Annotated in this window: 15 protein-coding genes and 1 tRNA gene; 8 read left to right on the forward strand and 8 right to left on the reverse strand. The window is 42.8% G+C overall.

Annotation, left to right across the window (positions count from 1 at the left end; translation table 11 throughout):
• Positions 1-178: 178 nt before the first annotated feature.
• From HMPREF9447_RS05185 to HMPREF9447_RS05195, 3 genes are all read left to right on the forward strand, one after another.
• A complete protein-coding gene (locus HMPREF9447_RS05185) occupies positions 179-1,138 on the forward strand; it encodes a toprim domain-containing protein (RefSeq protein WP_005795604.1) in 960 nt (319 codons plus the stop codon).
• 211 nt (positions 1,139-1,349) lie between these two features.
• Positions 1,350-2,753 carry a hypothetical protein gene (locus HMPREF9447_RS05190; RefSeq protein ID WP_004308779.1) on the forward strand — a complete coding sequence of 468 codons (1,404 nt, stop codon included), beginning with the start codon at positions 1,350-1,352 and terminating at the stop codon, positions 2,751-2,753.
• 88 nt (positions 2,754-2,841) lie between these two features.
• Positions 2,842-3,195 (forward strand): nuclear transport factor 2 family protein, encoded by a 354-nt coding sequence (locus HMPREF9447_RS05195; protein ID WP_004308780.1) that lies wholly within the window; start codon positions 2,842-2,844, stop codon positions 3,193-3,195.
• A 284-nt stretch (positions 3,196-3,479) separates the two neighbouring features.
• Here the strand turns inward: HMPREF9447_RS05195 and HMPREF9447_RS28725 are convergent, their stop codons facing one another.
• The 5 genes from HMPREF9447_RS28725 to HMPREF9447_RS05215 form a co-directional block, all read right to left on the reverse strand.
• A complete protein-coding gene (locus HMPREF9447_RS28725; RefSeq protein ID WP_005786088.1) occupies positions 3,480-3,632 on the reverse strand; it encodes a hypothetical protein in 153 nt (50 codons plus the stop codon).
• Between the two features lie 10 nt (positions 3,633-3,642).
• Complete coding sequence (lnu(AN2), locus tag HMPREF9447_RS05200; protein WP_004308783.1) at positions 3,643-4,155, reverse strand: lincosamide nucleotidyltransferase Lnu(AN2); 513 nt, start codon at positions 4,153-4,155, stop codon at positions 3,643-3,645.
• Between the two features lie 24 nt (positions 4,156-4,179).
• The gene (gene mef(En2), locus HMPREF9447_RS05205) at positions 4,180-5,385 is read right to left on the reverse strand and encodes a macrolide efflux MFS transporter Mef(En2) (RefSeq protein ID WP_005786079.1); all 1,206 of its coding nucleotides are present in this window, start codon (positions 5,383-5,385) and stop codon (positions 4,180-4,182) included.
• A gap of 327 nt (positions 5,386-5,712) precedes the next feature.
• A tRNA-Ser gene (locus HMPREF9447_RS05210) sits at positions 5,713-5,797 on the reverse strand.
• Between the two features lie 459 nt (positions 5,798-6,256).
• Positions 6,257-6,694, reverse strand: coding sequence for a DUF6078 family protein (locus HMPREF9447_RS05215; protein WP_009128696.1), 438 nt, complete (start codon positions 6,692-6,694; stop codon positions 6,257-6,259).
• 421 nt (positions 6,695-7,115) lie between these two features.
• On the opposite strand from HMPREF9447_RS05215, the gene pflB reads away from it, so the two are divergent.
• Both pflB and pflA read left to right on the forward strand, forming a co-directional pair.
• Positions 7,116-9,344 (forward strand): formate C-acetyltransferase, encoded by a 2,229-nt coding sequence (pflB, locus tag HMPREF9447_RS05220; RefSeq protein ID WP_009128697.1) that lies wholly within the window; start codon positions 7,116-7,118, stop codon positions 9,342-9,344.
• Positions 9,345-9,346: 2 nt separating this feature from the next.
• Positions 9,347-10,072: a pyruvate formate-lyase-activating protein gene (gene pflA / locus HMPREF9447_RS05225; RefSeq protein WP_009128698.1), complete on the forward strand. Its 726-nt coding sequence runs from the start codon at positions 9,347-9,349 to the stop codon at positions 10,070-10,072.
• Positions 10,073-10,151: 79 nt separating this feature from the next.
• On the opposite strand, the gene HMPREF9447_RS05230 is transcribed toward pflA, so the two are convergent.
• Positions 10,152-11,468: a porin family protein gene (locus tag HMPREF9447_RS05230; RefSeq protein WP_009128699.1), complete on the reverse strand. Its 1,317-nt coding sequence runs from the start codon at positions 11,466-11,468 to the stop codon at positions 10,152-10,154.
• A gap of 13 nt (positions 11,469-11,481) precedes the next feature.
• The gene (locus HMPREF9447_RS05235; RefSeq protein WP_009128700.1) at positions 11,482-12,030 is read right to left on the reverse strand and encodes an RNA polymerase sigma factor; all 549 of its coding nucleotides are present in this window, start codon (positions 12,028-12,030) and stop codon (positions 11,482-11,484) included.
• 177 nt (positions 12,031-12,207) lie between these two features.
• Here HMPREF9447_RS05235 and HMPREF9447_RS05240 point away from each other — a divergent pair, with 177 nt between their 5' ends.
• Positions 12,208-12,912, forward strand: a complete 705-nt coding sequence (locus HMPREF9447_RS05240) for a NigD1/NigD2 family lipoprotein (RefSeq protein ID WP_009128701.1) — start codon at positions 12,208-12,210, stop codon at positions 12,910-12,912.
• A gap of 84 nt (positions 12,913-12,996) precedes the next feature.
• Here the strand turns inward: HMPREF9447_RS05240 and HMPREF9447_RS05245 are convergent, their stop codons facing one another.
• On the reverse strand, positions 12,997-13,677 hold the full coding sequence (locus HMPREF9447_RS05245) for an MIP family channel protein (RefSeq protein WP_044137771.1): 681 nt from the start codon (positions 13,675-13,677) through the stop codon (positions 12,997-12,999).
• A 319-nt stretch (positions 13,678-13,996) separates the two neighbouring features.
• Here HMPREF9447_RS05245 and HMPREF9447_RS05250 point away from each other — a divergent pair, with 319 nt between their 5' ends.
• Together HMPREF9447_RS05250 and HMPREF9447_RS05255 are read left to right on the forward strand one after the other, a co-directional pair.
• Positions 13,997-15,280, forward strand: coding sequence for a site-specific integrase (locus tag HMPREF9447_RS05250; protein WP_032945093.1), 1,284 nt, complete (start codon positions 13,997-13,999; stop codon positions 15,278-15,280).
• A gap of 69 nt (positions 15,281-15,349) precedes the next feature.
• Positions 15,350-16,648 (forward strand): PDDEXK nuclease domain-containing protein, encoded by a 1,299-nt coding sequence (locus HMPREF9447_RS05255; RefSeq protein WP_008155689.1) that lies wholly within the window; start codon positions 15,350-15,352, stop codon positions 16,646-16,648.
• Positions 16,649-16,650: the final 2 nt, after the last annotated feature.

The raw sequence follows: 16,650 nt of genomic DNA on the forward strand, positions 1-16,650 counted from the left end.
TCTATATATTAAGGATAAAGCGAAGCGATTGCAGAGAATGTAAAACCGCTTCACTTTATTACCGTATCCTATATATACGAAAATAAAGTGAAGTGATTATACAGACCGTACTTCATAAAAAGGTACGGGCGAAAAGAGAAATAAATATTCCAACCATTATTCAAACACTCATCTTATTATGGATATACAAACAGCAAAACAAATCAGGATAGCGGATTTTCTGTACAGTTTGGGACATTCTCCCGTCAAGCAGCAAGGTATCAACCTGTGGTATAAATCCCCGTTACGGGAAGAGACAGAGCCCTCGTTCAAAATAAATACCGAACGCAACCAATGGTATGATTTTGCAATTGGTAAAGGTGGAAATATCATTGCACTGGCACAGGAACTCTACTATTCCGACTATGTACCTTATCTTCTACAGAAAATCGAGGAACAGACTCCGCACATCCGTCCCGTATCTTTCTCTTTTGGCAAGCAGTCATTTTCCGAACCGAGTTTTCAGGAGTTGGACATTGTACAGCTGACTTCTCCTGCCCTGCTTGCCTATCTACAGGAAAGAGGGATAAACACGGCACTGGCGAAAAGAGAATGTAAGGAAGCCCGTTTCACCCACAACGGCAAACGTTATTTCGCCATTGCTTTTCCGAACATATCGGGTGGATATGAAATCCGCAACCGATATTTCAAGGGATGTATCGCACCAAAAGAAATATCCCATATCAGACAGTCAGGAAAGCCAAGGAGTGCATGTTACGTTTTTGAGGGATTTATGGATTACCTTTCCTTTCTGACCTTAAGACTGGAAAGCTGTCCGCAATCACCCGACTTCGACAGACAGGATTACATAGTTCTTAATTCCGTAGCCAATGTTCCCAAGGCACTCTATCCGTTGGGAAGCTATGAGCGCATCCACTGTTTCTTTGACAATGACCGTGCAGGAATGGAAGCAATACAGCAAATCAGAAAGGAGTATGATGCTACCCGGTATATACGTGACGCCTCGCAAATCTACAGTGGATGTAAAGATCTGAACGAATATTTACAGAAACGAATAGCCGATAGGAAAGAGCAAGCGCAATCTGTCAAAAAGAGGAATGATACACTATCCAAGAAACCGAAAGGCTTCCGGTTATAGCCCACTATAACTACACGCTTCGCTTTCGTAGTTGTGGGCTCTCCCGAGGGGATTAGGGCTTTGCCCTAATGACCCACTCAGGGCGTTTCACCCCTGAGAACCCCGAGCAAAGAGTGACCCTCTCTTTGCAATCTCCGCTTATGGGTTACCCCTAAGAACCCCTCTGCGAAAGCGAGCAAAGTAAATCAATTGTAAACAAAGGAAAGAAGCTATGGCAACAAAATCAAGCATACATATCAAGCCTTGCAACATCGCATCGAGCGAGGCACACAACCGAAGGACTGCCGAGTATATGCGTAATATCGGGGAGTCCAGAATCTATGTCGTTCCCGAACTTTCCACCGATAACGAACAGTGGATAAATCCCGACTTCGGCACTCCCGAACTGCGAACTCATTATGACAATATCAAGCAAATGGTCAAGGAAAAGACCGGACGTGCCATGCAGGAAAAGGAAAGGGAACGCAAGGGAAAGAATGGAAAGATTATCAAGGTGGCGGGATGCTCACCCATCCGTGAAGGAGTATTGCTTATCAGACCGGACACCACACTGGCTGATGTACGCAAATTCGGTGAAGAGTGCCAAAGACGCTGGGGCATCACTCCGCTACAGATTTTCCTGCATAAAGACGAAGGGCATTGGCTGAACGGTCAGCCGGAAGCAGAAGACAAGGAGAGCTTCCAAGTCGGTAACAGATGGTTCAAACCAAATTATCATGCTCATGTCGTATTCGACTGGATGAACCATGAAACTGGAAAGAGCCGAAAGCTCAATGACGAGGATATGGCAACCATGCAGACCCTTGCTTCCGATATTCTCCTGATGGAACGTGGACAGGCAAAAGCTGTCACAGGTAAAGAGCATCTGGAACGAAATGATTTCATCATTGAGAAGCAGAAAGCCGAACTGCAACGTATAGAGGAAACCAAGCGACACAAGGAACAACAAGTAAGCCTTGCCGAACAGGAACTCAAACAGGTAAAAGCAGAGATACGCACGGACAAACTAAAGAAAACAGCCACCAATGCTGCTACCGCCATAGCAAGCGGTGTAGGTTCTCTTTTCGGAAGCGGTAAGCTGAAAGAACTGGAACATCACATCGAGCAGCTACATCAGGAAATTACCAAACGGGACAAAGCTACTGATGAATTAAAAATTCAGATACAACAAATACAGGAACAGCATAGCAGACAAATTCGTAATCTTCAAAGAATACATAATCAAGAACTTGAAGCCAAAGACAAGGAAATATCACGATTGAGCACCTTGCTTGAAAAAGCCCACAAATGGTTTCCCATGTTCAAAGAGATGTTGAGAATGGAAAAATTATGCGCTGTTATCGGGTTTACCAAAGACATGATAGAAAACCTCTTGACAAAGAAAGAATCCATACAATGTAGTGGCAAAATTTATTCCGAAGAACACAGGTGGAAATTTGACATCAAGAATGATATTTTTAGGGTTGAGAAACATCCGATGGATAGTGGTAAGCTTATGCTGACCATAAACCGACAACCCATAGTACAATGGTTTAAGGAACAATGGGAAAAGTTACAGCAGAATCTACGTAACTCGGTGCAGAGAGAGCAAAAATCCAGAGGATTTAGAATATAGAATAGCCTATTATTAATAAAATCAAGTATCTATGCATCCAAACAGATTGTTTTTATTACAGAATCAAAATCCTAAGAATTTATAAAAAATGAAGCCTAAAGAAGTTTTGGAAAAATGGATAGATTGCTTTAACAAAGCAGATGCTTATCATATAGCAGAGCTGTATGCTACTAATGCAGTAAATCATCAAGTCGCAAACGAACCAATAATTGGTAAAGAATCAATCTACAAAATGTTTGTGAATGAATTTGCCACTGCTAAAATGGTTTGTATGGTGGAAAATATTTTTGAAGATGGCGAATGGGCTATCATGGAATGGAAAGACTCTCTTGGACTTCGTGGATGCGGATTTTTTCATGTAAAAGATAACAAAATCGTCTTTCAAAGAGGGTATTGGGATAAACTTTCATTCTTGAAGCAACACAATCTTCCAATTGAATAAGTACTATCAGAATACGGACTGGGAAATTGAAATACCCAGTCCGAGTTATATAATGAATTTTACTTGTTAAACTATTTAAAGTCAGTTGGATAACAAACCATACCTTTCACATTCTCAGTAGCTCCAGGTATTAATTCAGCCACCATGCAATATTCATGAGAGACTTCGAAAGGAAATTCAATTCCTAAATCGATAGCCTTGCGATAGCCAAATCGAGGATAATACTCTTTATGCCCCAATACGACTGCTGTGCCGTAACCCAAAAGTGCTGCCCTCTGATGGGCTTACTGAATCAACATCCCCCCCCCAATTCCCTTACGCTGGAATTCCGGCAAGACTGCCAATGGAGCTACACTCAGGGATGTGACAGACTGGGTGTCACTATCTATCTTTACTTCTGTAAGTAAGATATACCAGACAATTTGTTTTTCTGTCATTTTCTTGTTCTTATCTAATTGTTAGGCTCATTGTTGTTATACATTGTTTAATTATAGATAAATCGTGAATATCCTTCTCTCTTAAATCGTAGCCCGAATGGAATACTTGTTGCCCTTTTGCAGAAATGCAAGGGATGCTTCTGCCTTCAAAGACTGCTGTTCCAAAATAGTCCGGTTGAAATTCATACCAGCCTCCATCCAAGTCGGCTTGTTTGGAAGTGCCGTCCGCATTCAAGACAAAAGGATGGATATCAATATAGCCTAATTCTTTGCTATACAGTTCCACACGGGTGGGCAACCAATTTGTTTCAATTTGATATCCTCTCTCCTGCAAAAGATCAAGGAGTTGGTCTGTATAATTGGCATCAAAATCAATGTCAATATCTCTATGCAAGCGGGTTTGCTGTCCGTACAAGACATCCACTCCCCAGCCTCCATCCAACCAAAACTGCATGTCCAGGCTTTCCAACAAGTCCAAAACTTGAAATAACTCTGTAATCGTAGTGTGTTCTTTCTTTGTCATATAATAATTCTTTAATAAATAATACTATGCGTAATTATCCAACTGCTTGATTGAAGAAATAAAATTTGCACCCACTCCAATCAGAAAGATAACCCATCCGCTGATCATAAAGACGGATGTGATACCCCATGCTTCCACCCAATATCCTGAAGCTACGATACCCAGCATTGATGGAAAGGTACTCAAACTAAAGATGAGAGAAAAAGTCCGTCCAAGCATGTCCGAAGCCAAGTTCTGCTGAATAATAGCGATGAAAAGCGCATGGTAAATGGAATAGGCTATGCCTCCTGTAAATGTTAGGCAAACAAAACCTATAAATGCGCTTGATGGTAAATAACTGGCGCTAATCAGATACAATCCCAATATCACATAAGCCGTATGCATCACTAATGTTTGCTTGCTTTTCAAAGCCTTACAGGCAAGTACTAAACCGCCCAACAATGCCCCTGAGCCCCAACCCATTTCCACAACTCCCATTTGCAAAATGTTTCCGTTGAAATGCAGAAGCGTCATAAAAGGAAATAACGTAAAAACAGGCATAAGGACAAAAGTCACCAGCGTAAAGCATACGAATAAAGGCAAAATGCCCATTGTACGCCGCAAGGTATGCCAACATTCCGTCAGTTCTTTTTTGAAATCTGGAAGAACTTTCGTTTTTTGAAGAGAAGGAATCTGGACACAAAGTAAGGTCAGACAAGCAGCAACAGCTCCGATCACATCTATGAGCAGAATATACTGTATGGGAAGCCAAACAACGAGGCTTGCCCCTACAACGGGAGCTATCACCTCACTGAAGGATTGAATGGAATGGTACAAACCTGATACCCTGACAAGATGGTGCTTGGGAACCAGTAGAGGGATGCTTGCCTGTAAAGCAGGTGCATGAAACGTACTGCCTATTGAACGACAAGCAGTCAATAGATAAAAAAAAGAAAGGTCTTTATAACCCTTGGTTATCACAATAAAAAGACATAGGGTACAGAACGCGATGAACAAGTCCGAATAAAACATCGTTTTCTTTCGATTCCATCTGTCAACATAGACCCCGGCAAACAAGCCTAATACAAATTGTGGTAAAAATCCAGCTAAAATAGCCAGAGATAAAGCTGTCGGGGATTTAAATTCGTTGCTAATCCAAAAAATAATGGAGAAGCCAACAATCGTACTTGTTAAAATAGATATGAGTTGGCCTATTCCTATCACGGCCAAAGTTGATTTCCAATGATTCATTGTGCTAATATTTCATGCGTTTATAGATAAGTACTTTCGTACATTAAGCAAAACGAAATTCTATCCACACAAAAAACTTGTATTATAATCCACTCCTGACGTTGGAATACAATAACAAATACTTTCAGGACGATGTAAAGTCCTGAAAAATCAAAGTGAATGGATAGATAAATATTAGTCTTTTCTCATCGGATTCTTTTAATATCGCTACTCTTTTATTATGTAGTGGTTGTATTATCTTAAATAAAACAAAAACACCCGACTTTACATTCTTGGGTGCAAAACTGGGTGTTTGTTTTGCAATCTGCTGATTTTCAGCGTTTGTTGCGGAGAGACAGGGATTCGAACCCCGGGTACCTCGCAGTACAACGGTTTTCAAGACCGCCGCAATCGACCACTCTGCCACCTCTCCAAAACTTCTCTTTCAAGAAGTGCTTTTCTCCTAAAGCGGTGCAAATTTACTATTCTTTTTTGATATCACAAACATTTCTGCACAAAAAAGATCTTCCAGAACAAAATTAGTACATATACAGGAAGATTAGCCATATAGCAAGCCCCATACTATATAAGTAAACAAAGTCACTGTAAAGCAAATCAGAAATAACATTAAAAATCAGCCATCCATTTAGTTGTCGCCATTTCTATGAAAGGACACACGCGTTTCCACAAAGAGAAACGAGCGTTCCCATTAAGAGAAACGAGCGTTCCCATTAAGGGAAACGACAGTTCCCATTAGGAGAAACTGGAGTTCCCAAGCTAAGGAAACGAGAGTTCCCAAGTGAAGAAACTGGAGTTTCCTACCTATAGGAAACTCCAGCACATTATATTTCAATAAGATACAAAAGCTTATACGAAGTCAGAAATACACTTTTTAATCTCCCCAATTATAGCCATCCACGTAATCATCAAAGTAGTCGTCCAACTGGAGTCCGCACTCCTTAGCCAAACGAATGATATACTGCTGGTCGGCAGGCTTTATCAGCCAGTCACCTTTACGGGCGAGATAATAGTTTTTGCGTCCGAAGTGTGAAATAAGCTGCCACCTGAAGGTATCGGAGACGCTAACTGTCAGTGAATTCAGTAGTTGTGTGAATCCTTTAGCATAACGCATCGTCTTGTTCGGACGATAATATTCGCATTTACCCTTCATGGCTTGCAGCTTTTGGGGAGTCAAGGTAGGTAGAAACGGATATTTTACGGGAGCATGTTCCAAAGCTATGTGGCGCAGACAGGTCGAAGTTTTAGAGCAATCGGCAGATGCACATAAACCAAAGCCATAAGGCACCTGCGAATAATCAAATGTTTCCATATCGTGTTTATTAATAATTGACGGCAAAGGTAAACAGAATAAGTCGGAAAGAAGAGAAAAAGATTGAGAAAGTTTAAGAAGAGAAAAAGCCGAAAGTGACGACAAGCAATTTACCGTCACTTTTGTCAACACTAACGATACAGCTAATAATCAAATAGATACGAGACAAGAGTGACGATAAAACATCTTGTCAGCACTAATAACATACTATCTACCAGTAAGATAGCATAAAAGTGACGACAATCACGATAAAAACAAACTTCACAGAGATAATAGCAGTGGCATGCATACCTAATAATGGTTATTTTATGCTGTTCAACATAAAAAAGGCATATATATCCATACTATTACGGAAATATTTCCGTAATTTTGCAGCCCCAAAAGGATAACATTACATTTACCCACTAACAAAATGAATATTATGGAATTGAACAAAACCTTTATTGACGGGCTTTGGAGCAAAGAAATCAATGTCAGTGATTTCGTTAGTAAAAACATCGCGCCCTATACCGGCGACGCATCCTTCCTGCAAGGACCCACTGAACGTACAAAGAAAATCTGGGAACTTTGCCTGAAAGCACTTGAAGAAGAAAGAGCCAACAACGGTGTCCGTTCTCTCGACCCCCATACCGTATCTACCATCACTTCACACCAGGCAGGCTATATAGATAAGGAAAACGAACTTATCGTCGGCTTGCAGACGGATGAATTGCTGAAACGCGCCATCAAACCCTTTGGCGGCATCAACGTAGTGATGAAGGCTTGCCGCGAAAACGGCATAGAAATAGATGATAAAGTAAAAGAAATCTTTACCCATTACCGCAAGACGCACAACGATGGTGTGTTCGACGTATATACCGAAGAAATTCGCTCATTCCGTTCACTGGGTTTCCTCACCGGACTGCCCGATAATTATGCCCGCGGACGCATCATTGGCGACTATCGCCGTCTGGCCCTCTACGGCATCGACCGCCTCATCGAAGCGAAACAAGAAGATTTGCACAACCTGACCGGTCCGATGACTGACGACCGCATCCGCCTGCGCGAAGAAGTGGCAGAGCAAATCAAGGCTTTGAAGGACATCAAGATAATGGGCGAATACTACGGTCTCGACCTCAGCCGCCCGGCAACTTCGGCACAGGAAGCCGTGCAATGGGTGTACATGGCCTATCTGGCTGCCGTGAAAGAACAAGACGGTGCTGCCATGTCACTGGGTAATGTTTCCTCGTTCCTCGACATCTTCATTGAATATGATCTGGCACACGGAAACATCAACGAAACATTTGCCCAGGAGCTGATTGACCAGTTCGTTATCAAACTCCGTATGGTACGCCACCTGCGTATGCAGTCGTACAACGACATCTTTGCAGGCGACCCGACCTGGGTGACGGAAGCTATAGGCGGACGTTTCAACGATGGACGCGTGAAAGTGACAAAGACTTCTTTCCGCTTCCTGCAAACGCTCTATAACCTCGGCCCTTCTCCCGAACCGAACCTGACGATATTGTGGGGACCGGAATTGCCCGAAGGTTTCAAAGAATTCTGTGCTAAAGTATCTGTAGATACCAGCTCTATCCAATATGAAAACGATAATCTGATGCGCGAAGTGCGCAACTGCGATGATTACGGCATTGCGTGCTGCGTATCTTATCAGGCTATCGGCAAGCAAATTCAATTCTTCGGCGCACGTGCCAACCTGGCAAAAGCCTTGTTGCTTGCCATCAACGGCGGACGTTGTGAAAACACAGGTACTGTCATGGTAAAGGGCATCCCTGTGCTGACAAGCGATGTGTTGAAGTTCGAAGAAGTGATGGCGAACTATAAGAAAGTGCTGACGGAAATTGCCCGCGTTTACAACGAAGCGATGAACATCATCCACTACATGCACGATAAGTATTATTACGAAAAAGCGCAGATGGCGTTTATCGATACGAATCCGCGCATTAATCTGGCTTATGGCGTGGCAGGTCTTTCTATTGCCATCGACTCACTGTCCGCCATCAAGAATACAAAGGTTACTGCCCGCCGCAACGAAATCGGCCTGACGGAAGGCTTCGATATTGAAGGAACATTCCCTTGCTTTGGTAATAATGACGACCGCGTGGACCACCTCGGTGTGGACCTGGTGTACTACTTCAGCGAAGAACTGAAGAAATTGCCCGTTTACAAGAACGCCCGTCCCACCCTTTCATTGCTGACCATCACCTCTAATGTGATGTATGGTAAGAAAACAGGAGCTACTCCTGACGGACGTGCTAAAGGTGTGGCTTTCGCTCCGGGTGCGAACCCGATGCACGGACGCGACAAGAATGGTGCAATCGCATCACTGAGTTCTGTAGCCAAGTTACGATACCGTGATTCACAGGATGGCATCAGTAACACATTCTCCATTGTTCCGAAATCTCTCGGTCCCACTGCAGAAGATCGTGTGGAAAATCTGGTGACAATGATGGACGGTTACTTCACCAAAGGTGCACACCACCTGAACGTGAATGTATTGAACCGTGAAATGCTGGAAGATGCCATGGAGCACCCGGAGAAGTATCCGCAACTGACGATTCGTGTTTCCGGCTATGCTGTGAATTTTGTGAAGTTGAGTCGCGAACACCAGTTAGAGGTTATTAATCGCAGCTTCCACGAGAGAATGTAATAATGATTAACGTTCACTCTTATGAATCTATGGGAACTTTCGACGGGCCCGGTTTGCGGCTCGTCGTATTCCTGCAAGGTTGTCCGTTCCGCTGTCTGTATTGTGCCAACCCGGATACCATAGACGTGAAAGGCGGCACTCCCACTCCACCGGAAGAAATCCTGCAAATGGCAATCAGTCAGAAAGCATTCTTCGGGAAAAAAGGAGGCATCACTTTTTCCGGCGGTGAACCAACGTTGCAGGCAGAAGCACTTATTCCTCTGTTCAAGGAATTGAAAGCTAACGACATCCATATATGCCTGGATACCAACGGGGGCATTTGGAATGAAAAAGTGGAAGAACTCTTGGGACTGACGGATTTAGTATTACTGGATATCAAAGAATTCAACCCTGAACGCCACAAGAAGCTGACCGGATGCAACAATATCAGAACCTTGCAGACAGCCGCCTGGCTGGAAGAACACGAACGCCCTTTCTGGTTGCGCTATGTGTTAGTGCCGGGATACAGCGACTTTGAAGAAGACATCCGCAGCCTAGGTGAACATCTCGGCAAATATAAAGGTATACAGCGGGTAGAAATACTTCCCTATCATCGACTGGGCGTGCATAAGTACGAAGCTATGGGATGGAAATACAAACTGAAAGAAGTAAAGGAGAATACCCCCGAACAACTGGAATGTGCTGAAAAACTGTTCAAACAATACTTTGAGACTGTCATAATAAATTAAGAATTGAGAATTAAAAATTGAAAAATGATTGCTCTACCGTGCTGCATAGTATTTTTCAATTTTTAATTCTCAATTTCTCCTAGTATGTCAAACGAATACCTGCCTGCAACGTAAAGTTCGTAGGATTTTCCTTGCGTATCGTCTCTATAGCAGAACCATCATCGAAGAAATAAGAAACACCCGGTTCCACGTATATACCTACTCTATTACTTATATTATACTGAGCACCTACCGCTCCCATCACCGAAAGTTGCACGGGCTTCACAGTTTCCTTTTCGCTTGCTATCTTGCCATAAACACATTTCTCTATTGCTCCACCGGCAGATACATACATTGTAAAGTTCTTGTTATTGACGAAGTTCCAGTTTGCACGTACCGGAATACCGATATAATGCAATTTTTGGTCTACCTTCTCCGCATTTCCTTCATACGTTATTTCCGATGCCAACATCGTATAAGTCACTCCGGTTTCCACTGAAAAGTTCTTAGGTAATGATTTTCTCACAGAAACACCAAAACTAATAGGTTGCTTATGCTTGATATCCCGAACTGCACGTGTACTCTTCCGCAGATAAGGTACTCCACCGGCAAATACCAGTTCCTGCCCCTCAGGAATACTCAGCACCCCATTGGAAACATTCGTCATGTCCAGTTTATCACTGAACATCGGACCCGCACTTTGTTGCATATCACCACCTCCCGCATTATCCAGTGAAACAAGTCCGCCTGTGTTTCCAACAGACAATCCCACTGCCCAACCTTTCTCTCCTTTTGAAGATTTCTTTTCAGTTGGTAAATGCAATTTATCTTTTCCGGAAGGACGAGAGATTCTCCGGTTATCCTTTTCCTGAGTCGAAGGAGCACTCTCCACTACCTGATCGGAAGCCACAGTTACTTCTGCCACTTTCTCTGCCCCATCTGAAACAGGAAGTTCCTCGTTTGTATCCGCTATGCGTGTCCCTATGTCTTCACCCGTTTTGTTTCTTTCCGTCTCCAGATGTTGTGCTACAAGAGGTTGATGATGAGAAGCCTCTTCTTGTTCTACCACCCGTCTGATTACAGGTTCCGGTTGTTCCCCCTGAATAGCCGGCTTTGCTTGTTCCGGCAAAGCATCAGGTATTACTGCCAAAGCCGGTTCAGCCGAACGACGCACATCATCCATCACCGGACTCTGCATCAACCACAAGCTAACCGATGACACCGCCACCAACGCGACCGCCGCAGCCGTCATCGCCCAACGGCGGAACAAAATATTCTTCTTCGTTCCAACCGACATGGGCGGAGAAGTCGGCAAAGCCTTCTCCAGCCGTTCCCAGCCGGTATCGGGCAACGGTTCGGAATAATCATCCAACCGTTCCTTTATCTTTTTCAACCACAATTCATCATCTTTCATCATACGTTCCTTTCCTTTAAGCATTGTTTCTCATCCACTCCCTCACTTTCGTAGCCAAAGTAGCCTTGGCACGTGTCAGCTGTGAAGCTGATGACTTCTCATTAATGCCCAGCATCTGGGCAATCTCCTTATGAGATTTTTCTTCAAATATATATAAATTGAATACGGTGCGATAACCGACAGGCAATTCACTGATAAACTGCATCAGCACCTTCTGAGGAATAGTTTCCACTGTCGAAGCATCAGGCTCTTCATACGTCTCAGGTATGTTGTCCAGCGCCTCCGACTGGTTTATTACATCATTCTTGCGCAAGTATTGCAACGCCGTATTCACCATAACACGCTCCATCCACGCCCGCAAGGAACCATCACCCCGCCAAGTGAATTTATCAAAAGAATCGAAGAGTTTCAGGAAACCATCATGCATCAGGTCTTCTGCCGTTTCACGGTCGCCCGTATAACGGAGGCATACGCTAAGCATCCGCCCCGCATAGCGCTCGTACAGCTCCTTTCTGGCAAGATTGTCTCCTTGCCTGCACCGTCCTGCCAGTTCCTGTTCTTCCATTCTTTCTTTTGACACGCGTTTACCCTATAAATGCAGCAAAGATAAAAATACTGCGCGGAGCGGGCAAGAAAATAGTTCTTTTGTTTCTTTAACAGTCATTTATGCAGTATTTCCCGGACTCTAGCATTTTCTCAATACATGGAAATTTTTAAGATTAACACCAAAACCCCACAATTGATGAAGAAGTTGAGATTTTATTTGGTAGCATTTATGCTTGCGTTTTTAACGATGCCAATATTACAGTCTTGCTTGGATAGTAGTGACAGCAGTTATCCCGATTCCCTTCTCGCTATCGGCACTCTGGAGATAATTGAAGGCAGGGAATACTTTTTTAATCTGGATGACGGTGATAAGATGTATCCAAGTGACACAACCTATATCCATAATTACGAACTGGTGGACGGACAGCGTGTCTTTGTTCAGTTTCTTCCGTTGGAAGAAGACAAACCGGGATATGAGTATAATGTAAAACTTATACAGCTTCAGAATATACTGACGAAAGACATCATTCCACTCACTGAAGAAACCGTCGATAGTATTGGCAATGACCGTATTAATGTTGGTAATTTATGGATTGCAGGAAAATTCCTGAACATCGAACACCAATTCTATCACAGCAATAATCCGGATAAGAAACATATGTTGAATCTGGTGATTAACAAAACTTCCGAAGCACCGGCTCCGGAAGATGATTACATTAACCTGGAGTTCCGCCATAATGCCTTTAACGACGAGCAACGTGAACCTAGCTGGGGAGTAGCATCATTCAGACTGGATGAAATAGCCGACCAACTGGAAGGAAAAAAGGGATTGAAAATACTCGTCAATAGCATTTATGATGGAAAACGTACTTATACAGTAGAATTAAACAAGAAGAAATAAACCTAAACTGACCGATTGAAAAAAGAGGGTGCATATCGCTCAAACGAATGCATCCTCTTTTACTTTTCATGGAAATTTAACTTGCTATTTGTTGCTACCAATTATTTTCCATACAATAGCACTACCCACAGCACCTATAAACGGAGCCACAATGAAAAGCCACAACTGGCTAAGAGCCGCACCACCTTCGAACAAAGCCGGGCCGATGCTTCTGGCAGGATTCACTGAAGTGCCCGTGATAGGGATACATACAATATGTACCAATACCAAAGACAAACCGATGGCCAAACCGGCAAAATTGCCTGCACCTTTCTTTGAGTCGGTAGTACCTAATACGACCAATACAAAAATAAATGTAAATACCACTTCCGCAATAAAGGCTTGCAACATTTCTCCGTCACCGAAACCATTGGAACCGGTTGCCGTAGGACCATCATGCCCTCCGGTAGAAACCAATGCGAAGAGTATGGCAGAACCGATAATTGCACCAATTACCTGAAATATCATATACAAGGCAGCATCTTTTCCACTCATGCGCCCCGACATAAACACTCCCAACGTAATGGCAGGATTAATGTGGCATCCCGAGATGCCTCCTATGGTGTAGGCCATAGCCACAACAGACAAACCAAACGCAAACGCAACACCAAGCGTTCCTACGCCGGCGCTCACAACTCCTGCAGCACTTCCGGCAAACACTGCACTACCGCAGCCCATCAAAACCAGAACCATTGTTCCTACCATTTCTGCAATATACTTTTTCATAAGCATCAATTGATTTTTTCTAAATTAAACAATATTGATTATCTATTATAAATAAACAAAAAGTAACCAAAAAAAGAAAGGTATTGGAAAGACAAAAAAACATAAAAGTCTCACAAATTCAATGATTTGTGAGACTTTCTTATTATTGCGGAGAGACGGGCTCCCGAACCTACGCTTTCAGAAAATATCATAAAATTGCAAATCATTGATAATCACATATTATATACAATGCAGAGTAAATCTAAATCTTTCTAAATGCCTTTTGTTATTTCAATTTTTGGGTGTATATTTGGGTGTAGAATTTCAAACGCACCCAATTATGAATATCAAACGCAACATCATTTTTGCATTGGAGAGCCGGAAGAAGAACGGTGTACCAATCGTAGAGAACGTACCTATCCGTATGCGTGTCATATACGCAAGCCAACGCATCGAATTTACAACAGGCTACCGGATTGACGTAGCCAAATGGGATGCCGACAAACAACGGGTAAAGAACGGATGCACCAACAAGCTGAAACAAAGCGCATCCGAAATCAATGCGGACTTGCTGAAATACTATGCCGAGATTCAAAACGTGTTTAAGGAGTTTGAGGTACAGGAAACCATGCCGACCACCCAACAGCTAAAGGATGCGTTCAATCTGCGGATGAAAGACAACAGTGAAGAACAGCAGGAAGAAGCGCAGATAAGTTTTTGGGAAGTGTTCGATGAGTTTGTAAAAGAGTGTGGCAACCAGAATAATTGGACGGCATCCACCTATGAGAAATTTGCAGCAGTGAGAAACCACCTCAAAGAGTTCAAGGAAGATGTAACCTTTGAATACTTCAACGAGTTCGGGTTAAACGAATATGTCAATTTCTTGCGTGATAAGAAAGACATGAGGAACAGCACCATCGGCAAACAAATGGGATTTCTCAAATGGTTCCTGCGCTGGAGTTTCAAAAAAGGACATCATCAGAACATTGCATACGATACATTCAAACCCAAATTAAAAACCACCTCTAAAAAGGTAATATTCCTGACTTGGGACGAATTGAACAGACTGAAAGATTACCAGATACCGAAAGACAAGCAATATTTGGAACGTGTCAGGGATGTCTTTCTATTCTGTTGCTTCACAAGTCTGCGATACTCGGATGTTCGTAATCTGAAAAGAAGCGATGTGAAACCCGACCACATTGAAGTTACCACAGTCAAAACGGCAGACAGTCTGAATATTGAACTGAACAAATACAGTAAAGCCATACTTGAAAAATACAAGGAAGTCCATTTTGAAAACCACATGGCATTGCCTGTCATCAGCAACCAAAAGATGAACGATTATTTGAAAGAGTTGGGGGAACTCGCTGAAATCAACGAGCCTGTAAGGGAAACCTACTACAAAGGGAATGAGCGTATAGATGAAGTCACCCCAAAATACGCATTGCTAAGCACCCATGCAGGAAGAAGAACATTCATTTGCAATGCGCTGGCTCTCGGTATTCCGGCACAGGTCGTAATGAAATGGACGGGACACAGTGACTATAAAGCCATGAAACCCTACATTGACATAGCGGATGATATTAAGGCAAATGCCATGAACAAGTTTAACCAACTATAAAAGTATCAATCAGTTTCATGGATTATCCGCTATTTGAATTATATTTGCGACAACAATAGACATTGGAACATGGAAAACAACAAAGAACATCATATAGAAAGAACGAACTTTGACGCATTTGTTCATGCTGTCGGTTCGGAAATAGAACAGGCGCAAGTCAGGCTGATTACCGCAGCCAATGCGCAAATGCTGTTCCATTATTGGAAAATAGGAAACTATATCCTGTATCATCAGAACTTACAAGGCTGGGGAAGCAAAATCATCAAGCAACTGGCAAAGGCTATCCGGCTCAATTACCCTGAAAAGAAAGGCTATTCGGAACGTAACCTTACTTATATGTGCCAATTCGCACGGTCATATCCGCTGAACGTGCTACGAAGTTTCATTGATACGGATGCAAGGCTATCTGTTCCAAGCATACAGAAGGTCGCAGATGAAGTCTTGAAACTAAACAACGGACAATTTACGCAAGAACTTACTGCGCAAATACAATCCACTGATAGTCAGTTGTTAGAATTTACGCAAGAACCTCTTGCGCAAATTCAGAATGTTGCCAAAACTGTATCTGCCATTTACCGGATAACGATTGAGGATATAGAAAAATTATTTTTGGCATCCCCTGTTGCCAGAATAAATTGGGCAAGTCATGTAATTATGCTCAATAATTCGCTTCCATTAGGTGTAAAATATTGGTACATGAAACAATCGGTAGAAATGGGTTGGAGCAGCAATGTTCTTAAAATACAAATTGAAACCAACCTATATAACAGACAAATCAGTAACAACAAGGTAAACAATTTTACAGCCACACTTCCAGCACCACAAAGCGACCTTGCCAATTACCTGTTGAAAGACCCGTATATCTTCGATTTGGCAGGAGCGAAAGAAAAGGCAGACGAAAGGGACATAGAGGAACAACTGGTAAAACACGTTACCCGTTATTTGTTGGAAATGGGCAACGGTTTTGCCTTTGTCGCCCGGCAGAAGCATTTTCAAATTGGCAACAGCGATTTCTTTGCCGACTTGATTCTATATTCCATTCCGCTACACGCATACATTGTAGTGGAATTAAAGGCTACTCCATTCAAGCCGGAGTATGCAGGACAACTGAACTTCTACATCAATGTGGTGGATGACAAACTGAGGGGAGAAAATGACAACAAGACTATCGGGCTGTTGCTGTGCAAGGGAAAAGATGAAGTTGTGGCACAATACGCTTTGACAGGCTACGACCAGCCGATAGGTATCAGTGATTACCAGTTGAGCAAGGCTATACCCGAAAATTTGAAATCAGCTTTGCCAAGTGTGGAAGAGGTGGAAGAAGAACTGGCATCTTTCCTTGACAAGGACAATAATCCCCAAAATTGAGG

Origin of the sequence: Bacteroides oleiciplenus YIT 12058, from assembly GCF_000315485.1 — a bacterium.
In the GTDB taxonomy this organism is placed as follows: Bacteria; Bacteroidota; Bacteroidia; order Bacteroidales; family Bacteroidaceae; genus Bacteroides; species Bacteroides oleiciplenus.

Excerpts from the sequence above, each read along its gene's own strand:
- HMPREF9447_RS05235 (WP_009128700.1), bottom strand. The coding sequence starts at position 12,030 with ATGGAAGAACAGGAACTGGCAGGACGGTGCAGGCAAGGAGACAATCTT.
- HMPREF9447_RS05195 (WP_004308780.1), top strand. The coding sequence starts at position 2,842 with ATGAAGCCTAAAGAAGTTTTGGAAAAATGGATAGATTGCTTTAACAAA.
- HMPREF9447_RS05255 (WP_008155689.1), top strand. The coding sequence starts at position 15,350 with ATGGAAAACAACAAAGAACATCATATAGAAAGAACGAACTTTGACGCA.
- HMPREF9447_RS05230 (WP_009128699.1), bottom strand. The coding sequence starts at position 11,468 with ATGATGAAAGATGATGAATTGTGGTTGAAAAAGATAAAGGAACGGTTG.
- HMPREF9447_RS05240 (WP_009128701.1), top strand. The coding sequence starts at position 12,208 with ATGAAGAAGTTGAGATTTTATTTGGTAGCATTTATGCTTGCGTTTTTA.
- HMPREF9447_RS05190 (WP_004308779.1), top strand. The coding sequence starts at position 1,350 with ATGGCAACAAAATCAAGCATACATATCAAGCCTTGCAACATCGCATCG.
- pflB (WP_009128697.1), top strand. The coding sequence starts at position 7,116 with ATGGAATTGAACAAAACCTTTATTGACGGGCTTTGGAGCAAAGAAATC.
- pflA (WP_009128698.1), top strand. The coding sequence starts at position 9,347 with ATGATTAACGTTCACTCTTATGAATCTATGGGAACTTTCGACGGGCCC.
- HMPREF9447_RS05215 (WP_009128696.1), bottom strand. The coding sequence starts at position 6,694 with ATGGAAACATTTGATTATTCGCAGGTGCCTTATGGCTTTGGTTTATGT.
- HMPREF9447_RS28725 (WP_005786088.1), bottom strand. The coding sequence starts at position 3,632 with ATGACAGAAAAACAAATTGTCTGGTATATCTTACTTACAGAAGTAAAG.
- HMPREF9447_RS05185 (WP_005795604.1), top strand. The coding sequence starts at position 179 with ATGGATATACAAACAGCAAAACAAATCAGGATAGCGGATTTTCTGTAC.
- HMPREF9447_RS05245 (WP_044137771.1), bottom strand. The coding sequence starts at position 13,677 with ATGAAAAAGTATATTGCAGAAATGGTAGGAACAATGGTTCTGGTTTTG.
- HMPREF9447_RS05250 (WP_032945093.1), top strand. The coding sequence starts at position 13,997 with ATGAATATCAAACGCAACATCATTTTTGCATTGGAGAGCCGGAAGAAG.